This is a genomic window from Mesorhizobium sp. M0816 (genome assembly GCF_040320005.1).
Lineage (GTDB): Bacteria > Pseudomonadota > Alphaproteobacteria > Rhizobiales > Rhizobiaceae > Mesorhizobium.
Window position 1 is genome coordinate 1 of record NZ_JAMYOT010000005.1, and the last position, 17,109, is coordinate 17,109.

Genomic DNA, 17,109 nt, shown 5'->3' on the forward strand with positions numbered 1-17,109 from the left:
TGTCCCATCTGCCCCCCCCACTTGGCCCCGGCCAACGTCCCGATGGCCCCCGCCCGCCGGCCCTGCCCACCCGCCGCCATGGCCCGTCGCCCACACGGCCTCGGCTGCGGCCTTGTCGATGCGGCCGCCGAGCGCCGAGAGCGCGGCTCGGGTCTCGGCGTCGTAGACCGAAAGCCGGCCACCGCGGTGGAAATTATGCTGCCCTGCCGGTGGCCCATCGGCAGCGTCGATCCGGTAGAGCGCAACCAGAAAGCCGGCCAGCGAACGGGCGAACTCAGTAAGATCGGCAATCAGTCCACCAGCCGCCGGTCTGCCGCCAAGCCAGCGATAGACGGACCAAGGCCATGGATAGCCTTCCCCGGGCGCGCCTTTGGCCAGCGGCACGGGTATCGGCAGAGGCAGGTGAGGCGCCAGGCGAGGCAGCCAGCGATGCTCCTTCTCGACCTGGGCGACATAGGCGGCAGCGCTCGGCAGCCGCACCGACATGCTGTCGCCCAGCCGGAACGTGCGGTTGTCCCAGCCGCCAGGCTCGACCGTCTCTACCGGCAGGTCCGCCCATTTGGGGAACTGCGCGGCAATCAGCCGGCGAACAAGTGCGGCATCTATCGGCATGCCTGGTGTTCGTTCATCGGGCGGCATCGGGCTTACTCAGATCTTTTGAATGGCCGGCGGTCAATCGTTTTGTCGTCGCACTCTTGCGGCGCCAGTGATTCCACTTGGCTGCAAATTCTCTAAGCCTTGCGCTCCCAGCGCCGGTCGGGCGTTTGCTGCCAGTAGGTCACGGTGTGGCCGGCCTCCTTCATTATCGTCCAGTGCGTGCGTGCCGCCTCTAGCTGGGCTGCATCGTGGCCGTCGAACAGGAACACGGCGCGCTGGTAGCCGCCAAGCTCCGGCGGCACCGCCCCATCGACCAGGAAGCGTATCTGCGCCTGGTTCGGATTGTCAGGGCCGACGGTCAGAAGCACCGGCTGCTCGGCGGGATGGGCTTCGCGATCCGTTGCGTGGGCCAGGAACGAATCGTCCCGGAAAGTCCACAGATGCTGGTCCAGCGCGTCGCGCCGTTCCTCGGTGCCGGTCTGCACCACGGCGCGCCAGCCGCGATCGACACTGCGCTCCAGGAGGCCGGGCAGCGCATCCTCCAGCGTCGATTCGGTCAGGTGATAAAACAGAACCTCGGCCATGCGTTCAGTCTACGTTGTCGGAGTCCCGCCCCAGCCGCTCATTGCTCGTAATGATCGCGCACCAGCCGGTCGAGCAGCCTAACGCCGAAGCCGGAAGCCCATGACTGGTTGATCTCGCTGGAAGGCGCGCCCATCGCGGTGCCGGCGATGTCGAGATGCGCCCAGGGCGTGTCCTTGACGAAGCGCTGCAGGAACTGCGCGGCGATAATGGCGCCGCCATGGCGGCCGCCGATGTTCTTCATGTCAGCATTCTTGGAATCGATCAGCTTGTCGTATTCGGCACCGAGCGGCATGCGCCACACCCGCTCCTGCGTCGCCTGTCCGGCCGCCGTCAGCCGGTCCGCCAACTCGTCATTGTTGGAGAACAGGCCGGCATAATGCTGGCCGAGCGCGACCATGATGGCGCCGGTCAGCGTCGCCAGATTGATCATGAATTTCGGCTGGAAGCGGTCGTTGCAGTACCAGAGCGCATCGGCCAGCACCAGGCGGCCCTCGGCGTCGGTATTGAGCACTTCGATAGTCTGGCCCGACATCGAGGTGACAATGTCGCCCGGTCGCTGAGCGTGGCCGTCGACGGCGTTTTCAACCAGCCCGACAATGCCGACGACATTGACCTTCGCCTTGCGCGCGGCCAGCGCGTGCATCAGCCCGGTGACGGCAGCAGCGCCGCCCATGTCGCCCTTCATGTCCTCCATGCCCGACGCCGGCTTGATCGAATTGCCGCCGGTGTCGAAGGTGACGCCCTTGCCGACAAAGGCGACCGGGCTTTCCTTGGCCTTGCCGCCGTCCCACCGCATGACCGCGATGCGGGCGCCACGCGGCGAACCCTGCGCTACGCCCAGCAGCGAACCCATGCCGAGCTTCTTCATCTCCTTCTCGGCCAGGATCTCGACCGTGACGCCGAGCGCCTCCAGTTCGGCGATGCGGGCGGCGAATTCCACCGGTCCCAAAACATTGGCCGGTTCATTGACCAAATCGCGCGCCAGCAAGACGCCGTCGATCACCGCCGCTTCATCGGCGAAGGCCTTCTTTGCAGCTGCCGGATCGGCGGTGTGAATAGTCACCTTGACAGGCTTTTTTGGCTCGCGCTTGTCGTCACCATTGTTCTTTTTGGTCTTGTACTTGTCGAAGGAATAGCTGCGCAGCAGGATGCCCGCTGCAAGCTGAACGGCTTGCCTGCCGCTGACGGCCGCACCGGGAAGATCGAGCACGACGGCCACTTCGGTTGCCTTGCGAAAGGACGCGGCAATCGTGCCGCCGAGCTTCAGCCAGGCGTAATCATCGAGATTGGAGCCCTTGCCGGCACCGACAGCCACCAGCCGCTCGAGCGATGTCCCTTCCGGTGCCAGCACTTCGACCAGGCTGGCGAATTTGCCGGTGAAGTCGGCGACCGGAAAAGCCCGCTCGAGGGTCTTTGCCGGATCGCAAGCCCTGGCGGCATCGCTGAGGCCGCCCTCGTCGGCCACCAGAACGAAAACGCTGCCTTTTTTGGGCGCGGCGAATTTGGCAAAGGCGATCGAGGGTCTCGAATTCATCATGTCCTGCTTTCGGGGAAGTGAGTTGGATTATTGCGAGAAACGTTCGTCAGTGAGCGGCGGGTTGAAACAGCTCGATGACATTGCCCGATGGGTCTTCGAGCAGCGTCTGGGAACCGCCGACGCCCGTTATGATATCGTTGCGAAAGACAAGTCCAGCACTCTTGAGGCGCGCAACCTCTTCTTTCAGGTCCGGCACCACCAACAGGATGCGATTCCAACCTCCCGGCACCGGCTGCCGGCCATCCGGCATCGCCCGTGCACCCGAACTGCCGGGTCCGCTTAGAAGGAGCCGTAAAGCGCCGCGTGTGACGGAAGCAAACGCCGGTCGGGCGTCCTGTTCAACAGCGAAGCCCAGATGTCCACAGTAGAAGTCGATCGAGGCGGCGACATCATCGACCATGTAGCGAATGCTGACTGGCGTCATGACTATTGACCTTTCGGTTCGAGCACGTTTCAACAAGGCGTGTCTATTGCGGGCGGAACAGTCGGCATAGTCCGGCTCATTATCGCTGCTTGACAATCCGCGCCGCTATCGCCCTGGCCTGAATGCGGGCGTTGGCGAAACAACCGCGAATGCTCGGCCGCATGCCGGTAAACCACAGACCGGGCAATTTCGGATCGGCATCGCCGCCGTTGAAAAGCGGAACGCCCTTGCCGTCGAGAACGCCGAGCTTGCCGACCATCTGCTCCAGACCGGTGCGATAGCCGGTCGCCGCAATGACGATATCGGGCGTGATCAACCTGCCGTCATTCAACACGATGCCGTCTTGGGTAAATTCCCGCAATAGTGGCACCACCACGATCGTGCCTGCCTTTATGGCGCGAACCGCGCCGTCATCGGCTGCGATCGCGGTGTAGTCGGCGCTCAGACGGCTCGCACCGCCTATGGGAGCCGGCGGAAGCCCAAATTTCGTCAGGTCGCCGAAAACCAGGCGCTGGGTTGTCGCCATCACCGCATCGGCCAACCGCACCGGCAAGCTCGCCATCAACGGTGAAAGCCTGTGGACGGCGACCTTGCCGATGCGTTTCGGCAGCAGCGACGGGCCGTTGCGGGCCGACAGCCAGATGCTTTGGGCATCTGCATTCGCAAGATGATTGAGTGCATCGAACCCCGAATTGCCGGCTCCGACGACCAGCACCTTTTTGCCGACGTAGTCCTTCGCCTCGCCAAAATCGGCCGAATGGATAATCCGGCCTGCAAAATCCTTCATGCCTTTCCACGCGGGAATAAACGGCTGCCGGTCGCGCCCGGTGGCGACGACGACATGGCGCGCCAGACGACGTCCGGAGTTCGTCCGCACGGTCCAGTGATCGCCGTCGAACGTGATCTCTTCAACGGCAACGCCGAATGCGACCGGCAGACCATGCGCCTGGCTGAAATCGTTCAGATGGCGAATGACGGCCGATTTATGCGGAAAAGCCGGGGTGCCTGCGGGATAGCCGACGCCGGGCAGCGTCGAGAGATCGCGATGCGTATTGAGGTGCAGCCGCTGGTGCCGCCGATGCCAGGGTTCGGCAAGCCGGCTCTCCTTTTCCAGGACGAGCGTCGGTACGCCGGCCTTCATCAAGGCGTGGGCGGCGGCAAGGCCGGCCGCGCCGGCGCCGACCACGATCGCGCCGTCAAAGACGGTTTCCCGACCGGTTTGATCGCGCAATTTTTCCGCTTCCATGCTGGGGCTCGACAGATCCTGACCCGTCTTATCATGTCGCGGCGGTCGCGACCGGCGCGACATTTGGTCGTTTTGCCGCATTTGACAAGACTTTGGCCGAAATCGCTCCCATATGCGATATCGAACCATCCACGATTCGTCGCGGCACGGCCCCGCTTCCCGCCGCAACCTGTTGTTAACCAACAATGTTCGCTCTTTCTTATCCATTGCCGCCGACACTCCGGCCCAGCGGATTTTGCGATCCGGGACAGAACCCAGATCGAACCGCCAAACTGAGCCAGTTGTGCAGCCGGCGCCGGACGACTACCTTGTTCCAAGGCATGATGCCGTTCGAAATCGCCGAGAAAAGCCTTCATGAAGGTCGTTGAACGTTACATCATGCGCCGTGCTTTCGCGGTATTCGCGCTGGCGCTCGTCTGGACGCTGGCGATCGTCTGGACGACTCAGGTGCTCGCCCGCATCGACCTCGTCACCGATAGCGGTCAGTCGGCCCTCACCTTCTTCGAAGTCGCAGCGCTGATCATCCCGACGATCGTTCCGATTGTCGTGCCGTTCGCCCTGGTGGTCGCGGTCGCCCAGATCCTCAGCGTGATGAATTCGGATTCGGAGCTGGCCGTCATCAATGCCGCCGGCGCTTCACGCTGGACCATCGTCAGGCCGATCATGCTTCTGGCACTTGCAGCCAGCGTTTTTTCCTTCGCCGTCGACAATGGCGTCGACCCTTACGCACGCCAGAAGAACCGCGAGTTGATTGCGTCGTCGCGTGCCGATCTGTTGTCGTTGATCATCCAGGAAGGCACCTTCCGTAAGATCGATGACGGCCTGTTCCTGCAGGTTGGCGAACGGCTTCCCGACAACCGTCTCGGCGGCATCTTTGTCGCCGATTCGCGCGAAGAAGGCGTCAATCTCATCTACTACGCCAAGACCGGCAGCATCATCGAACGCGGCGACGAGAAGGTGCTGATGATGAATGACGGCGTCATCCATCGCAAAACCATGACTGGCGACCTCTCGGTGATCCGGTTCACCTCCTACGCCTTCGACTTGTCCGCTTTCATGTCGGCATCATCTGACATCCTGCTCTTGCCGAAGGACCGGACGACCCAGTATCTGCTCAATCCCAGTCCGAACGACAAGATGTACCAGCAAAAGCCGAACAGGTACCTGGCCGAGCTCAACCAGCGTTTTTCCGAGTGGTCCTATTCGCTCGTCTTCGCGCTGATCGCGCTCGCCGTTGCCGGAGATGCGCGCTCGCATCGCGAGGCGCGTGTGCACCCGCTGATCACGGCAATCGCGATCGCACTGTTCGTGCGCTGGCTCGGGTTCTTTGCCGCCGGCAAGGCCGACAAGGTGCCGCAATATGCCTATATGGTCTACGGCGTCCCGATCGTGGCATCGGCGATCGCCATCTGGTTCATCGTGTCCAACCGGACCATGGAACTGCCGGTTGCCTGGGCCGATTGGATAACCAATCTTGCCGGCCGCTTCAGTGACGGCTGGAGCGCCATCAAGCTCCGTTTTGCCAGGCGTGGCGCATCCGGACAGGGGGCCGGCTGATGGGCTGGACTCTGGGTCGGTACTTCTTCTTTCGCTATGTGACGATCACCATCTGGTTCTTCATCGGCCTCTTGGCGCTGGTGTTCCTGATCGATTTCACCGAGCTTTCCGGCCGCACGACCGGCGTGCCGGGCTTCACCTACGCAACTGCGTTCGCCATTTCGGGGCTCAGGATGCCGATGATCATGCTGCAGACGGTGCCGTTCGTCGGCCTGTTCTCGGCGATGGCGACGTTGGTGTCGCTCAACCGCAAATATGAATTGGTCATTGCCCGTTCCGCCGGGGTTTCCGCATGGCAATTCCTGCTGCCGTGCTGCATCGGGGCGCTGCTGTTTGGAGCCTTGTCGGTCGGCGTCATCAATCCGGTAGCCGCGCACGCCTATTCCTGGTCCGAGGAGATCGAGACCCAGCTCCGTTCGGGCAAGTCGAACAGCGTCTCGGCCGATGCTGCGCCCTGGATCAGGCAGAAAACCAACGCCGGCGACACCATCATCGGCGCGCGCGCCATTCTCAATCAAGGCCTGGAGATGGCCGACGCGGTCTTCTTCAGCTTCAGCCCGCAAGGCGACATCATCGAGCGCAAGGATGCGGCGCGCGCCTTTTTGCGGGACGGCTACTGGGAATTGCAGGACGTCAAGGTGTTCCGGGACGGTACCATCCAGTCGTTACCCAGCGATCGGCTGCCGACCAATCTCAAGCCGGAATTCGTGCAAGAGCGGTTGGCGCGCCCTGAGACCATTCCCTTCTACGATCTGCCCGGCAAGATCGAAGTGGCCCGCTCCTTCGGCCTCAAGGCAAATGCCTTCGCCATGCAGTTCAATTCCCTGATTGCGCTGCCCTTCCTGCTTGTCGCGATGACACTGATTGCGGCAACGGTATCAATGCGATTTGCGAGGATGGGGCAGTCGGCAACGATGATTCTGGGTGGCATCGTGGCCGGCTTTCTGCTTTATGTCGTTTCGGTGCTGGTCAAGGCATTCGGCGTAGCGGGATTCGTACCCACGGCCGTAGCGGCTTGGGTGCCGGTTGTCGTGGCTATGTTCTTCGGGGTGACATTCCTGCTATACAAGGAAGACGGCTAGTGAGGGAGGCGGTTTTGCGCAGCCATAGGCACGCCGGTTTGGCACGCCTCTCTGCGGCGAGCGCCTTGGCGTGCCTGCTTGCCAGCGCCGCCCCGGTTGCTCCGGCTTTTGCCCAGGACGTCAGTGAGCTGGCAACGAAGGTTCCGAGCGGCACGCAGATGCTGCTGGCAGCCGATACGCTGGTCTACGACAACGACAAGCAGACCGTGACGGCCGTCGGCGGCGTCCAGATCGACTACGGCGGCAACCGTCTGGTCGCCCAGCGGGTCGAATACAACCGCAACACCAAACGCCTCGTCGCCAGCGGCAATGTCGAACTCGTCAATAGCGACGGCACCAAAATCTATTCGCAGCATGCCGACATCACTGACGATTTCGCCGACGGCTTCGTCAACGCGCTGCGGGTCGAGACCATAGACAAGGCGTATTTCGCCGCCGAAAGCGCGGAGCGCATGGGCGGCGTGCTGACGACGTTCCACAATGGCGTCTACACCGCCTGCGAGCCGTGCGAGGACAAGCCCGACAAAGCGCCGACCTGGCGTATCAAGGCCAGGAAGATCATCTGGAACGGCGAGAAGAAGACGGTTCGCTTCGAGAACTCGAATTTCGAGTTCTTCGGCTTTCCGCTGGCCTATCTGCCGGCTTTCGAGATCGCCGACCCGACGGTCAAGCGCAAGAGCGGCTTCCTGATCCCCGGCGTCGCCTACAAGAGCGATCTCGGCGTCGGTGTTAAAGTCCCCTATTATTTCGCGCTCTCGCCGACCTACGATCTCACTGTCACTGGCAGCGGCTATACCAAGCAAGGTTTCCTTGGTGAGGCCGAGTGGAGGCAGCGCTTCAACAACGGTCAGTACAGCCTGAAGATTGCGGGCATCCGGCAGGAGAATCCCGACGCCTTCATCGACGACAATGGCCACAACGTGAATTCGGGTACCGAAGGCGACCCGAACAGGTTCCGCGGCATGATGGGCACCCAGGGCCAGTTCGCCATCAACCCGCGCTGGGACTTCGGCTGGGACATCCTGCTGCAGAGCGACAAGAATTTCGCGCGCACCTACGACATCGATGGCTTCAACGATAGCGTGCACCGCTCCGAGGTGTACCTGACGGGGCTCAACGATCGCAATTACTTCGATGTGCGCGCCATGCACTTCGACGTTCAGGAAGACACGCTCGCCAGCGATCCGACTGCACGCGCCGCCAAGCAGCCCTGGGTGCTGCCCTCGCTCGACTACGCCTATATCCCCGACATGCCGGTGGCCGGCGGGCAGCTGTCGTTCGACGTCAACGCGCGGGTCATTGACCGCGACAGGCTCGATACGGCTCTTGCAAATTCGGGCATCCCTTCGTCCGTCAACAACGTCCGCGGCATCGACGGTCAATCCGGCCGCCTTACCGCGGAAGCCGAATGGAAGCGCACCTTCACCACCGATGGCGGGCTGCTGCTGACACCGCTCCTCGCGCTGCGCGGCGACGCCGGCTACGTCAACGCCTCCTCGGCCTCGCTCGACGCCATCAACCAGATGGCGACCAATCTCGGCGTCGAGGACGATATGCGTTCATCGCTTGCCCGCTACATGGCGACCGCCGGCCTTGAGATGCGCTGGCCGGTGCTGTTTTCGATGACCAGTTCCAGCCATGTCTTCGAACCGATGGCGCAGGTATTCATGCGTCCGAACGAGCAATATGTCGGCGGGCTGGCGGTCCCCAACGAGGACGCCCAGAGCTTCGTCTTCGACGCCACGACGCTGTTCGAGCGCGACAAATTCTCGGGCTATGACCGCATGGAAGGCGGCACACGCGCCAATGTCGGGCTGCGCTATTCCGGCGCATATGACAATGGCTGGGGCACCAATGCGGTGTTCGGCCAATCCTACCAGCTCGGCGGCCAGAACTCGTTCGGCACGCCGGATCTGGTCAATGTCGGCGCCTATTCAGGTCTTGAAACTGCAACCTCCGACTATGTCGGCCTTGTCGGCTTCAACAGCCCCAGCGGGTTTTCCGGCTCGGTCAGCGGCCGTTTCGACGAGCAAAGCTTCGAGATCCGCCGCGCTGAGGTAAAGGCCGCCTTTTCAGGCCTGCCGGTATCGCTGAGCGCCAAATACGCCTTCATCCAGGCGCAGCCGCTCTATGGCTTCTCGACCGATCGCCATGAGGTTACGCTCGGCGCCTCGACACATCTTGCCGAGAATTGGCGCGTCTTTGGCACCGGCACATATGATCTGGAGCAGAGCGTTCTGGTCAAGGACGGGGTCGGCTTTGCCTATAGTGATTCGTGCTTTACCTATTTGATGACGTTTTCGGAAAGACGTGACCTGAACACCAAGGAAGTATCGCAGAACGTCGGCTTCAACCTGTCGTTCCGCACGCTCGGCGATTTCGGCTCGTCGCAACGCTCCATCGACACCATTCAATAACGGGCAGCGGTCGGCAACAGGGCGCCTGGCGGACGACATTGTTTCGCCGCATAGAGCAGGCACGAATTTTGACGGCCTGAACTGGATAGGTTGGGCCGAATCGGGATGGAATTGGGATGCTTTCGATGAGGAAATACCTCTTTTCGGCAGGGTTCGCGCTGCTGGTGGCGTTCTCGACCACCGCGGTGACGCGGCCAGTTTTCGCCACCGAGATCAAATACGTCGTCAACAATATACCGATAACCACCGGCGACATCCAGCATCGGGCCGCTTTCCTGCGCCTGCAGCACAGAAAGGGCGATGCCGGCCAGGAAATGATCGACCAGACGCTGCGCCTGGCCGAAGCCCGGCGGCTCGGCATCCGCATCAGCGACGCGCAGGTCGATGCCGCTTATCAGCGTTTCGCCACCAGCAACAAGATGCCGCTCAAGCAGCTTGACGGCGCGATGGCGCAATCCGGCGTCACCAAGGAGCATTTCAAGGAGTTTATCCGGGCGCAGATGGCCTGGAACCAGGCGCTGACCGCGCGTTCCCGTTCCGGAGACGGTGGCGGCGCAATGAGCGAGCAGGACCTCGTCAAGCGCATGCTCGAAAAAGGCGGCAGCAAACCGAGCGCCACAGAGTACATGCTGCAGCAGGTCATCTTCGTGGTGCCGGCCGCCGAGCGAACCGCGACGCTGGCCAAGCGCAAACGCGAAGCCGACGCCATGCGCGCCCGCTTCAACGGCTGCAACACCACGCGCGAATTCGCCAAGGGCCTGATCGATGTCACCGTTCGCGATCTCGGCCGGGTGCTGGCGCCGCAATTGCCGGCGGACTGGGCCGAGCAGATAAAGGCTACAAAGGTCGGCGGCGCCACCACGACGCGCGAAACCGACCGCGGTGTCGAATTCATCGGCATCTGCTCGTCGCGCGAAGTGTCAGACGACAAAGCCGCGCAGATGGTGTTCCAGAGTGAAGGTTCGAACGACAAGAACGCCGACGAACTCTCGAAGAAATATGTCGAGGAGTTGCGGAAGAAAGCCCGCATAATCGAGCGCTGAAGCCGAAGCGCCGTGGCTGACGCAGAGCTTCCGCTGGCGTTGAGCGTCGGCGATCCGTCCGGCGTGGGGCCGGACATCGCCATCGCTGCTTGGCAGGCCCGCGATAGCGCTGGCGTTCCGTCTTTTTATCTCCTTACCGATCCGGCAGTGATTGCCGCGCGGGCGCACAGGCTCGGCACCGATATTGCGATTGCCGAGACGACGCCGGCGTTAGCGCCGGTGGTGTTTTCGCGCGCGCTGCCGGTGGTGGCGCTTGCTGCCCGTTTCGTCGACAGTTCCGGCCGCCCGGATCCAGCCAACGCCGCCGGCATCATCGAGGCGATCGACCGCGCCGTTGCCGACTGCCTGGCCGGCCGCGCTGCCGCGGTCGTCACCTGCCCCATTGCCAAGAAGCCGCTCTACGACGCCGGCTTTCGCTTTCCCGGCCACACCGAATATCTGGCGCATCTGGCATCGCTTCACACCGGCACCGAAGTGACACCGGTGATGCTGCTTGCCGGTCCGGACCTGCGCACCGTGCCGGTCACCATCCACATCGCGCTGGCCGAGGTGCCGAAAGCGCTGACGACGGACCTTATCGTCGCCACCGGCCGCATCACCGCCGCCGACCTTGCGAACCGCTTCGGAATTGCCAAGCCACGGCTCGCCATTGCCGGCCTCAACCCGCATGCCGGCGAAGGCGGCACCATGGGCACCGAAGACGAGCGGATCGTGCGCCCGGCGGTCGACCGGCTGAGGCAGGAAGGAATCGACGCCTTCGGGCCGTTGCCGGCCGACACGCTGTTTCATGCTCGCGCCCGCGCCGGCTACGACGTGGCGCTCTGTATGTATCACGACCAGGCGCTGATCCCGGCCAAGGCGCTGGCGTTTGACGAGGCGGTCAACGTCACGCTCGGCCTGCCCTTCGTCCGCACCTCGCCCGACCACGGCACCGCCTTCGACATCGCCGGCAAGGGCATCGCCCGTGCCGGCAGCCTGATTGCAGCGCTGAAACTCGCTCGCGTTCTTGCCGATACCGGGAAAAGGCCGTAGGCCCTGAGCCCAATCAGCCAAATTCGATGGCCCTTAACCCGATGAGCCCGCCTGATGAGCCCAGCCCGATGAGCATAGACGGCCTGCCGCCACTGCGCGAGGTGATCGAGCGCCATGGGCTGCAGGCGAAAAAGGCGCTGGGCCAGAATTTTCTGCTCGACCTTAACCTGACAAGCAAGATTGCGCGAACCGCCGGCGACCTGAGCGACGTTACGGTTATCGAGGTCGGTCCCGGTCCGGGCGGGCTGACTCGTGCCCTGCTCCTCAACGGCGCCCGGCGGGTCGTCGCGATCGAGCGCGACGAGCGCTGCCTGGCGGCCTTGGCCGAGATCGCGAACCACTATCCGGGTCGGCTCGAGATCGTAGCCGGCGATGCGCTGAAAGCTGATTTTGCAGCGCTTGCAAAAGGAGTGCCGGGAAGCGGCGGGTCGGCGAAAATCGTTGCCAACCTGCCCTACAATATCGGCACCGAATTGCTGATCCGCTGGCTGACCGTTACCGAGTGGCCGCCGTTCTACACATCGATGACGCTGATGTTCCAGCGCGAGGTCGCCGAACGCATTGCAGCCAGCCCCGGCAGCGAGGCCTATGGTCGGCTCGGCGTGCTGGCCGGCTGGCGGACGGAGGCGAGGATTGCCTTCGACGTACCGCCGCAGGCGTTCACGCCGCCACCCAAGGTGACGTCCTCGGTGGTGCATCTTGTGCCGCGTGCCAACCCCTTGCCGGCAGAGGTGAAACGGCTCAGCCGCGTCACCGAAGCGGCATTCGGCCAGCGCCGGAAAATGCTGCGGCAGAGCGTGAAAAGCCTCGGCGGCGAGGCACTGCTCACCCGCGCCGGCATCGATCCGACCAGGCGTGCGGAGACGCTCAGCGTCGAGGAATTCGTTCGCCTGACCAACGCGGTGTGATGCCGGGAAGCGTCCGCGTGGAATTTCCGCTCTCATGGCATAGATAGCCGGACAAACCCCGCCCGGAGACAAACAGTGACCGCCTATGTCATTTCCGACGTCACGATCCGTGACGCAGAGGCTATCGAAGCCTATCGCGCCCGCGCGGCTGCCTCCATCGCCCAGCATGGCGGGCGCTATCTGGTACGCGGCGGCGAGGTGGAAAGTTTGGAAGGCGACTGGTCTCCCGGGCCGCTGATCATCGTGGAATTCCCCGACATGGACACGGCGCGGCGTTGGTACCGCTCCGCCGAATATGCCGCGGCATTGGAACTGCGCGACGCCGCGCTCAGCCGCAATCTGATCCTGGTCGCGGGGACAGCGCCTTGATCAATCCGTCTTTTCGTCGAGCAGCCCCGAGACGAAATCGAACAGGCCCGGCCGGCGATCGCGTCTGAGCCGTTCGGCCGTGACGATGCCCCGCACCTCGGCGAAAGCGCGGTCGAGATCGTCGTTGACGATGACGAAATCATATTCCTTCCAGTGCTCGATCTCGTTGCGGGCGTTCTTGAGCCGCGTCTCGATCACCGCTTCCTGGTCCTCGGCGCGACGCTTCAGCCGCGCCTTCAATTCCTTCATCGATGGCGGCAGGATGAATATCGAGACGATGTCGGCGCGCATCTTCTCCTTGAGCTGCTGAGCGCCTTGCCAGTCGATGTCGAACAGCATGTCGCGGCCTTCGGCCAGCGCCTGTTCAGCCGGCTCGCGCGGCGTCGCGTAGCAATTGCCGTGCACCTCCGCCCATTCGAGCAGCGCATCGGAATCGCGCAGCCGCTCGAATTCGCGCATGGTACGGAAGTGGTAATGGACGCCCTCGATCTCGCTGCCGCGGCGTGGCCGCGTGGTGACCGAGACCGACAATTCCAGGCTGGAATCGCTCTCCAGCAGATTGCGCGCAATCGTCGACTTGCCGGCGCCTGACGGCGACGACAAGACCAGCATCAGCCCGCGGCGCCGAATGCGGGAACCCACATCCCTAGCGGTCATGGGGCTTGGCAGTCATGTGGCTTGGCATCGGGATCATTCCAGATTCTGGACCTGTTCGCGAAACTGGTCGACGACCGCCTTCAGTTCCAGCCCGATGGCGGTGACCGCGGCAGCATTCGACTTGGAACACAGCGTATTCGATTCGCGGTTGAATTCCTGTGCCAGGAAATCGAGCTTGCGGCCGATGGCCCCACCGCCGGCGAGCAGTGCCCGCCCCGACACCACGTGCGTCTTCAGCCGGTCGATTTCCTCGCGTATGTCGGCCTTGGTGGCCAGGAACGCCGCTTCCATATGCAGCCGGCTGGCGTCCAGGTTGGCAGACGCGTCCATCAACAGGCGGATCTGCTCGGCGAGCCTTTCGCGGATCGTGGCCGGTTCGCGTGATGGATCGGCCTCGGCCCGCAGCGTCAGCGCCTCGATGGCATCGATATGGCCGGACAGCAGGGAACGAAGTGCCGCACCTTCGCCCTGGCGCGCCTGCTGCAGCCCGTTCAGTGCTGCTTCCAGCGCCGACAGTATTGCGGTATCGAGCGCACTGCGCGCCTCTTCGGTTTCGATGGTTTCGGGAATGTCGAGGACGCCGCGCAGCGCAAGCAGCCCGTCGGCCGCCGCAGGGGCTACTCCGAACTGCTCCTGCAGCCGCTTGGCCAACTCCGCCAGATCCTTCAGGAAAGCCTCGTTGACCACGGGTTGCGCTTGAGCGCCGGCGGCGCGGCCAATGGTCAGCGTCATCTGGAAATTGCCGCGCGCAAAACGCTTTTGCACCGTCTGCCGGACGGCCGGCTCCAGCCGGTCGAAACCTTGCGGCAGCCGCAGCCTGACCTCGACGCTTTTGCCGTTGACGGACTTGGCTTCCCAGGCAATCGAAGTGCCGTCGTGTTCGGCGACACTGCGCGCAAAACCGGTCATGCTCTGCAAGTTCATGTAGCCGTGCGTCCCTTTGCCGAATGCCCCTCAAGCCGGAGCGATTTTCTCCGGACAGGATCATGTGAATTTCAATGCCATAGCAGCCCTTGCACATCCACCCGGACATGCACAGGGCCAACCTGATGGCGTCCGGCCCTACTGGGCGGCGGTGGCGCCCGCATCGTCAACGATGGCTCCCGCCGGCGTGTCGGCTCCGGTATTGGTTGCTCCGGCCTTGGCGGCGTCCTGCGCCTGTTTTTTCAGCAGTGCGCGGTAGCGAGCGACATTCTCGTTATGCTCATCGAGCGTCGAGGCAAAGACGTGCCCGCCGCTGCCGTCGGCGACGAAGTAGAGATCGCTGGTCTTCGACGGATTGGCGACTGCCTCCAGCGCCGCACGGCCGGGATTGGCGATCGGCGTCGGCGGTAAGCCGTTGATCAGATAGGTGTTGTAGGGCGTCGGCTTCTGGATGTCCGACTGATAGATCGGGCGGTCGATGGGTTTGCCCTTGCCGCCGAACAGGCCGTAGATGATGGTCGGGTCCGACTGCAGCCGCATACCCTTGGCCAGCCGGTTGAGGAAGACGGCGGCTACGCGCGAGCGTTCATCGCCCTTGCCGGTCTCCTTCTCGACGATAGAGGCCAGGGTGACAAAATCCTCAACGTTGGCGATCGGCAAATCCGGCGCTCGGCGCTGCCAGACCTCGTCGACCAGCTTCGTCTGGTCGGCCAGAAGCTTGTCGACCATCTGCTGGCGTGTTGCGCCGCGGGTGAAACGCAGCGTGTCGGTGGCGAGGCTGCCCTCAGGTGGAGTGGTCGACGGCATATCGCCGGTCAGCGCGTCCTGCTCGGCAATCCGTTGCAGCGCCTGCGCGACCGTCAGCCCCTCGGGGATAGTCAGCGAATACATCACCGACTTGCCGCTCTTCAGCATTTCCATGATATCGTGCATCGACGCCTGCGGCTTGATCTCGTATTCGCCGGCCTTCAGGGCGGAATCATTGCCGAAGGCGCGCACGCCAAGGCGGAAAATGCGGGCGTCGCTGATCAGCCCTCGCCGCTCAAGCTGGTCGGCGATCTCCTGGACGCCGCTATTCGGCTTGACCAGGAAAGTGTCGCCATTGGCCGACGGGCCGGGCTCGTTGAACTCCTGCTTGCCGAAATACAGCGCAACGCCTGCCGCCAGCACCATCAGCATCACCGAAGAGATGACGAAGTTCATGAACACGACGAACTGGCTGCGCGAGGCACGCGAGCGCTTCGGCGGCGGCGTGCCGGCCTCGGGCCGCAACGCCTCACTGGCCGTCTTCGGCACGATCGGGCCGGGCGTTGCTGCCCGTTGCCCGAATTCCCCGTTATCGGCCGGATTTGTGTTCATAGCGCCCTACCATTTGATCTTGCGACGAATCCCCTCGGGCAGAGTAGGGGCGAATATGGCAAAATTGACGGCAGACGGAAACCGGCAGAGCGGTCAGCCATTGTAGCGCTGGAAGACGAGCGAGGCGTTGGTGCCACCGAAGCCGAAGGAGTTGGACAGCGCCACGTCGATCTGCCGGGCCCGCGGCTTGTGCGGCACCAGGTCGATCGCCGTTTCGCGCTCCGGATTGTCAAGATTGATGGTCGGCGGCGCGATGTTGTCGCGAATGGCGAGGATCGAAAAGATCGCCTCGGCAGCACCAGCCGCGCCCAGCAGGTGGCCAATCGACGATTTGGTCGACGACATCGATATCTTCGAGGCGGCGTTGCCGACCAGCCGCTCGACGGCGCCGAGTTCGATCGTATCGGCCATGGTCGAGGTGCCGTGCGCGTTGATGTAGTCGACATCGGCCGGCGTCAGCTTCGCCCGGTTCAGCGCCGCGGTCATGCAACGGAAAGCGCCGTCGCCGTCTTCGGCAGGCGCGGTGATGTGATAGGCGTCACCGGTCAGACCGTAGCCGGTGACCTCGGCATAGATCTTGGCGCCGCGGGCCTTGGCGTGTTCGAGCTCCTCGAGCACGACAACACCGGCGCCCTCGCCCATGACGAAGCCGTCGCGATCGCGATCATAGGGGCGTGAGGCCGTTTGTGGCGCGTCGTTGCGCTCGGTGGAGAGCGCGCGGCAAGCGGCGAACCCGGCGATCGACAGTCTCGTCACCGGCGCTTCGGCGCCGCCTGCGACCATAACGTCGGCATCGCCCCAGATGATCAGGCGGGCGGCGTCGCCGATGGCGTGCGCACCCGTCGAGCAAGCGGTGACGACGGCATGGTTTGGGCCTTTCAGCCCATGCCGAATCGAGACCTGACCGGAGACGAGGTTGATGATCTGGCCAGGGATGAAGAATGGGCTGATGCGGCGCGGACCGCGTTCCTTGAGGATCATCGCATTCTCGGCGATGCCTTCGATGCCGCCGATGCCCGAACCGATCAGCACGCCGGTGGCGCACTGTTCCTCATGCGTCTTCGGCTGCCAGCCGGAATCCTTGAGTGCCTCGTCGGCGGCCGCGATCCCGTACAGGATGAAGTCGCCGATCTTGCGCAGTTCCTTCGGCTCGAGAACGGCTTCAGGATTGAAAGTGGCATTGGAGCCGTCACCGCGCGGAATGACGTGGGCGACCTTGCAGGCAAGGTCTTCCACCTCGAATTCGGTGATGCGCTTGGCTGCGCTGCGGCCGGTCAGAAGCTCCTTCCAGCTGTGCTCGAAGCCCATGCCGAACGGCGAAAGCAGCCCAAGGCCCGTGACGACGACACGCCTCATCGCAGGTCCTCCCCGG

At 63.3% G+C, this 17,109-nt stretch carries 16 protein-coding genes; 7 read left to right on the forward strand and 9 right to left on the reverse strand.

Annotation, left to right across the window (positions count from 1 at the left end; all coding sequences use genetic code 11):
- The 5 genes from NKI17_RS08755 to NKI17_RS08775 all read right to left on the reverse strand — a co-directional run.
- Positions 1-612, reverse strand: a 612-nt coding sequence (locus NKI17_RS08755) for a phosphotransferase (RefSeq protein ID WP_352905705.1), incomplete at its 3' end; no start/stop codon positions are given.
- Between the two features lie 119 nt (positions 613-731).
- Positions 732-1,181, reverse strand: a complete 450-nt coding sequence (locus NKI17_RS08760) for a DNA polymerase III subunit chi (protein WP_352569687.1) — start codon at positions 1,179-1,181, stop codon at positions 732-734.
- Between the two features lie 38 nt (positions 1,182-1,219).
- The gene (locus NKI17_RS08765; RefSeq protein WP_352569821.1) at positions 1,220-2,716 is read right to left on the reverse strand and encodes a leucyl aminopeptidase; all 1,497 of its coding nucleotides are present in this window, start codon (positions 2,714-2,716) and stop codon (positions 1,220-1,222) included.
- A gap of 49 nt (positions 2,717-2,765) precedes the next feature.
- Positions 2,766-3,119, reverse strand: coding sequence for a VOC family protein (locus tag NKI17_RS08770; protein ID WP_502894455.1), 354 nt, complete (start codon positions 3,117-3,119; stop codon positions 2,766-2,768).
- Positions 3,120-3,222: 103 nt separating this feature from the next.
- Complete coding sequence (locus NKI17_RS08775; RefSeq protein ID WP_352569686.1) at positions 3,223-4,389, reverse strand: flavin-containing monooxygenase; 1,167 nt, start codon at positions 4,387-4,389, stop codon at positions 3,223-3,225.
- Between the two features lie 354 nt (positions 4,390-4,743).
- Here NKI17_RS08775 and lptF point away from each other — a divergent pair, with 354 nt between their 5' ends.
- From lptF to NKI17_RS08810, 7 genes are all read left to right on the forward strand, one after another.
- Complete coding sequence (gene lptF, locus NKI17_RS08780) at positions 4,744-5,946, forward strand: LPS export ABC transporter permease LptF (protein WP_352569685.1); 1,203 nt, start codon at positions 4,744-4,746, stop codon at positions 5,944-5,946.
- Positions 5,943-7,028, forward strand: coding sequence for an LPS export ABC transporter permease LptG (gene lptG, locus NKI17_RS08785; protein WP_023677695.1), 1,086 nt, complete (start codon positions 5,943-5,945; stop codon positions 7,026-7,028). Before lptF ends, lptG begins: the two co-directional genes overlap by 4 nt.
- Entirely contained in the window at positions 7,028-9,445 is a 2,418-nt protein-coding gene (locus NKI17_RS08790; protein WP_352454408.1) for an LPS-assembly protein LptD, read from the forward strand. The genes lptG and NKI17_RS08790 overlap by 1 nt, the downstream gene beginning before the upstream one ends.
- Before the next feature lie 116 nt (positions 9,446-9,561).
- Entirely contained in the window at positions 9,562-10,488 is a 927-nt protein-coding gene (locus tag NKI17_RS08795; protein ID WP_023677697.1) for a peptidylprolyl isomerase, read from the forward strand.
- Positions 10,489-10,500: 12 nt separating this feature from the next.
- A complete protein-coding gene (gene pdxA / locus NKI17_RS08800; RefSeq protein ID WP_352569683.1) occupies positions 10,501-11,520 on the forward strand; it encodes a 4-hydroxythreonine-4-phosphate dehydrogenase PdxA in 1,020 nt (339 codons plus the stop codon).
- A 68-nt stretch (positions 11,521-11,588) separates the two neighbouring features.
- Positions 11,589-12,428, forward strand: a complete 840-nt coding sequence (gene rsmA / locus NKI17_RS08805; RefSeq protein ID WP_023677699.1) for a 16S rRNA (adenine(1518)-N(6)/adenine(1519)-N(6))-dimethyltransferase RsmA — start codon at positions 11,589-11,591, stop codon at positions 12,426-12,428.
- A 75-nt stretch (positions 12,429-12,503) separates the two neighbouring features.
- A complete protein-coding gene (locus NKI17_RS08810; RefSeq protein WP_352569682.1) occupies positions 12,504-12,797 on the forward strand; it encodes a DUF1330 domain-containing protein in 294 nt (97 codons plus the stop codon).
- Here NKI17_RS08810 and gmk read toward each other — a convergent pair whose 3' ends face one another.
- The 4 genes from gmk to fabF form a co-directional block, all read right to left on the reverse strand.
- A complete protein-coding gene (gene gmk / locus NKI17_RS08815) occupies positions 12,798-13,454 on the reverse strand; it encodes a guanylate kinase (protein WP_023677701.1) in 657 nt (218 codons plus the stop codon). It lies immediately after the preceding gene.
- 33 nt (positions 13,455-13,487) lie between these two features.
- A complete protein-coding gene (locus NKI17_RS08820) occupies positions 13,488-14,378 on the reverse strand; it encodes a YicC/YloC family endoribonuclease (protein WP_352569681.1) in 891 nt (296 codons plus the stop codon).
- 138 nt (positions 14,379-14,516) lie between these two features.
- Positions 14,517-15,737 (reverse strand): endolytic transglycosylase MltG, encoded by a 1,221-nt coding sequence (mltG, locus tag NKI17_RS08825; protein WP_352569680.1) that lies wholly within the window; start codon positions 15,735-15,737, stop codon positions 14,517-14,519.
- A 93-nt stretch (positions 15,738-15,830) separates the two neighbouring features.
- Positions 15,831-17,093, reverse strand: a complete 1,263-nt coding sequence (fabF, locus tag NKI17_RS08830) for a beta-ketoacyl-ACP synthase II (protein WP_352467164.1) — start codon at positions 17,091-17,093, stop codon at positions 15,831-15,833.
- Positions 17,094-17,109: the final 16 nt, after the last annotated feature.

Coding starts and splice junctions, on each gene's coding strand:
- NKI17_RS08760 (WP_352569687.1), bottom strand. CDS start 1,181: ATGGCCGAGGTTCTGTTTTATCACCTGACCGAATCGACGCTGGAGGAT.
- NKI17_RS08765 (WP_352569821.1), bottom strand. CDS start 2,716: ATGAATTCGAGACCCTCGATCGCCTTTGCCAAATTCGCCGCGCCCAAA.
- NKI17_RS08770 (WP_502894455.1), bottom strand. CDS start 3,119: ATGGTCGATGATGTCGCCGCCTCGATCGACTTCTACTGTGGACATCTG.
- NKI17_RS08775 (WP_352569686.1), bottom strand. CDS start 4,389: ATGGAAGCGGAAAAATTGCGCGATCAAACCGGTCGGGAAACCGTCTTT.
- lptF (WP_352569685.1), top strand. CDS start 4,744: ATGAAGGTCGTTGAACGTTACATCATGCGCCGTGCTTTCGCGGTATTC.
- NKI17_RS08795 (WP_023677697.1), top strand. CDS start 9,562: ATGCTTTCGATGAGGAAATACCTCTTTTCGGCAGGGTTCGCGCTGCTG.
- rsmA (WP_023677699.1), top strand. CDS start 11,589: ATGAGCATAGACGGCCTGCCGCCACTGCGCGAGGTGATCGAGCGCCAT.
- gmk (WP_023677701.1), bottom strand. CDS start 13,454: ATGACCGCTAGGGATGTGGGTTCCCGCATTCGGCGCCGCGGGCTGATG.
- NKI17_RS08820 (WP_352569681.1), bottom strand. CDS start 14,378: ATGAACTTGCAGAGCATGACCGGTTTTGCGCGCAGTGTCGCCGAACAC.
- mltG (WP_352569680.1), bottom strand. CDS start 15,737: ATGAACACAAATCCGGCCGATAACGGGGAATTCGGGCAACGGGCAGCA.
- fabF (WP_352467164.1), bottom strand. CDS start 17,093: ATGAGGCGTGTCGTCGTCACGGGCCTTGGGCTGCTTTCGCCGTTCGGC.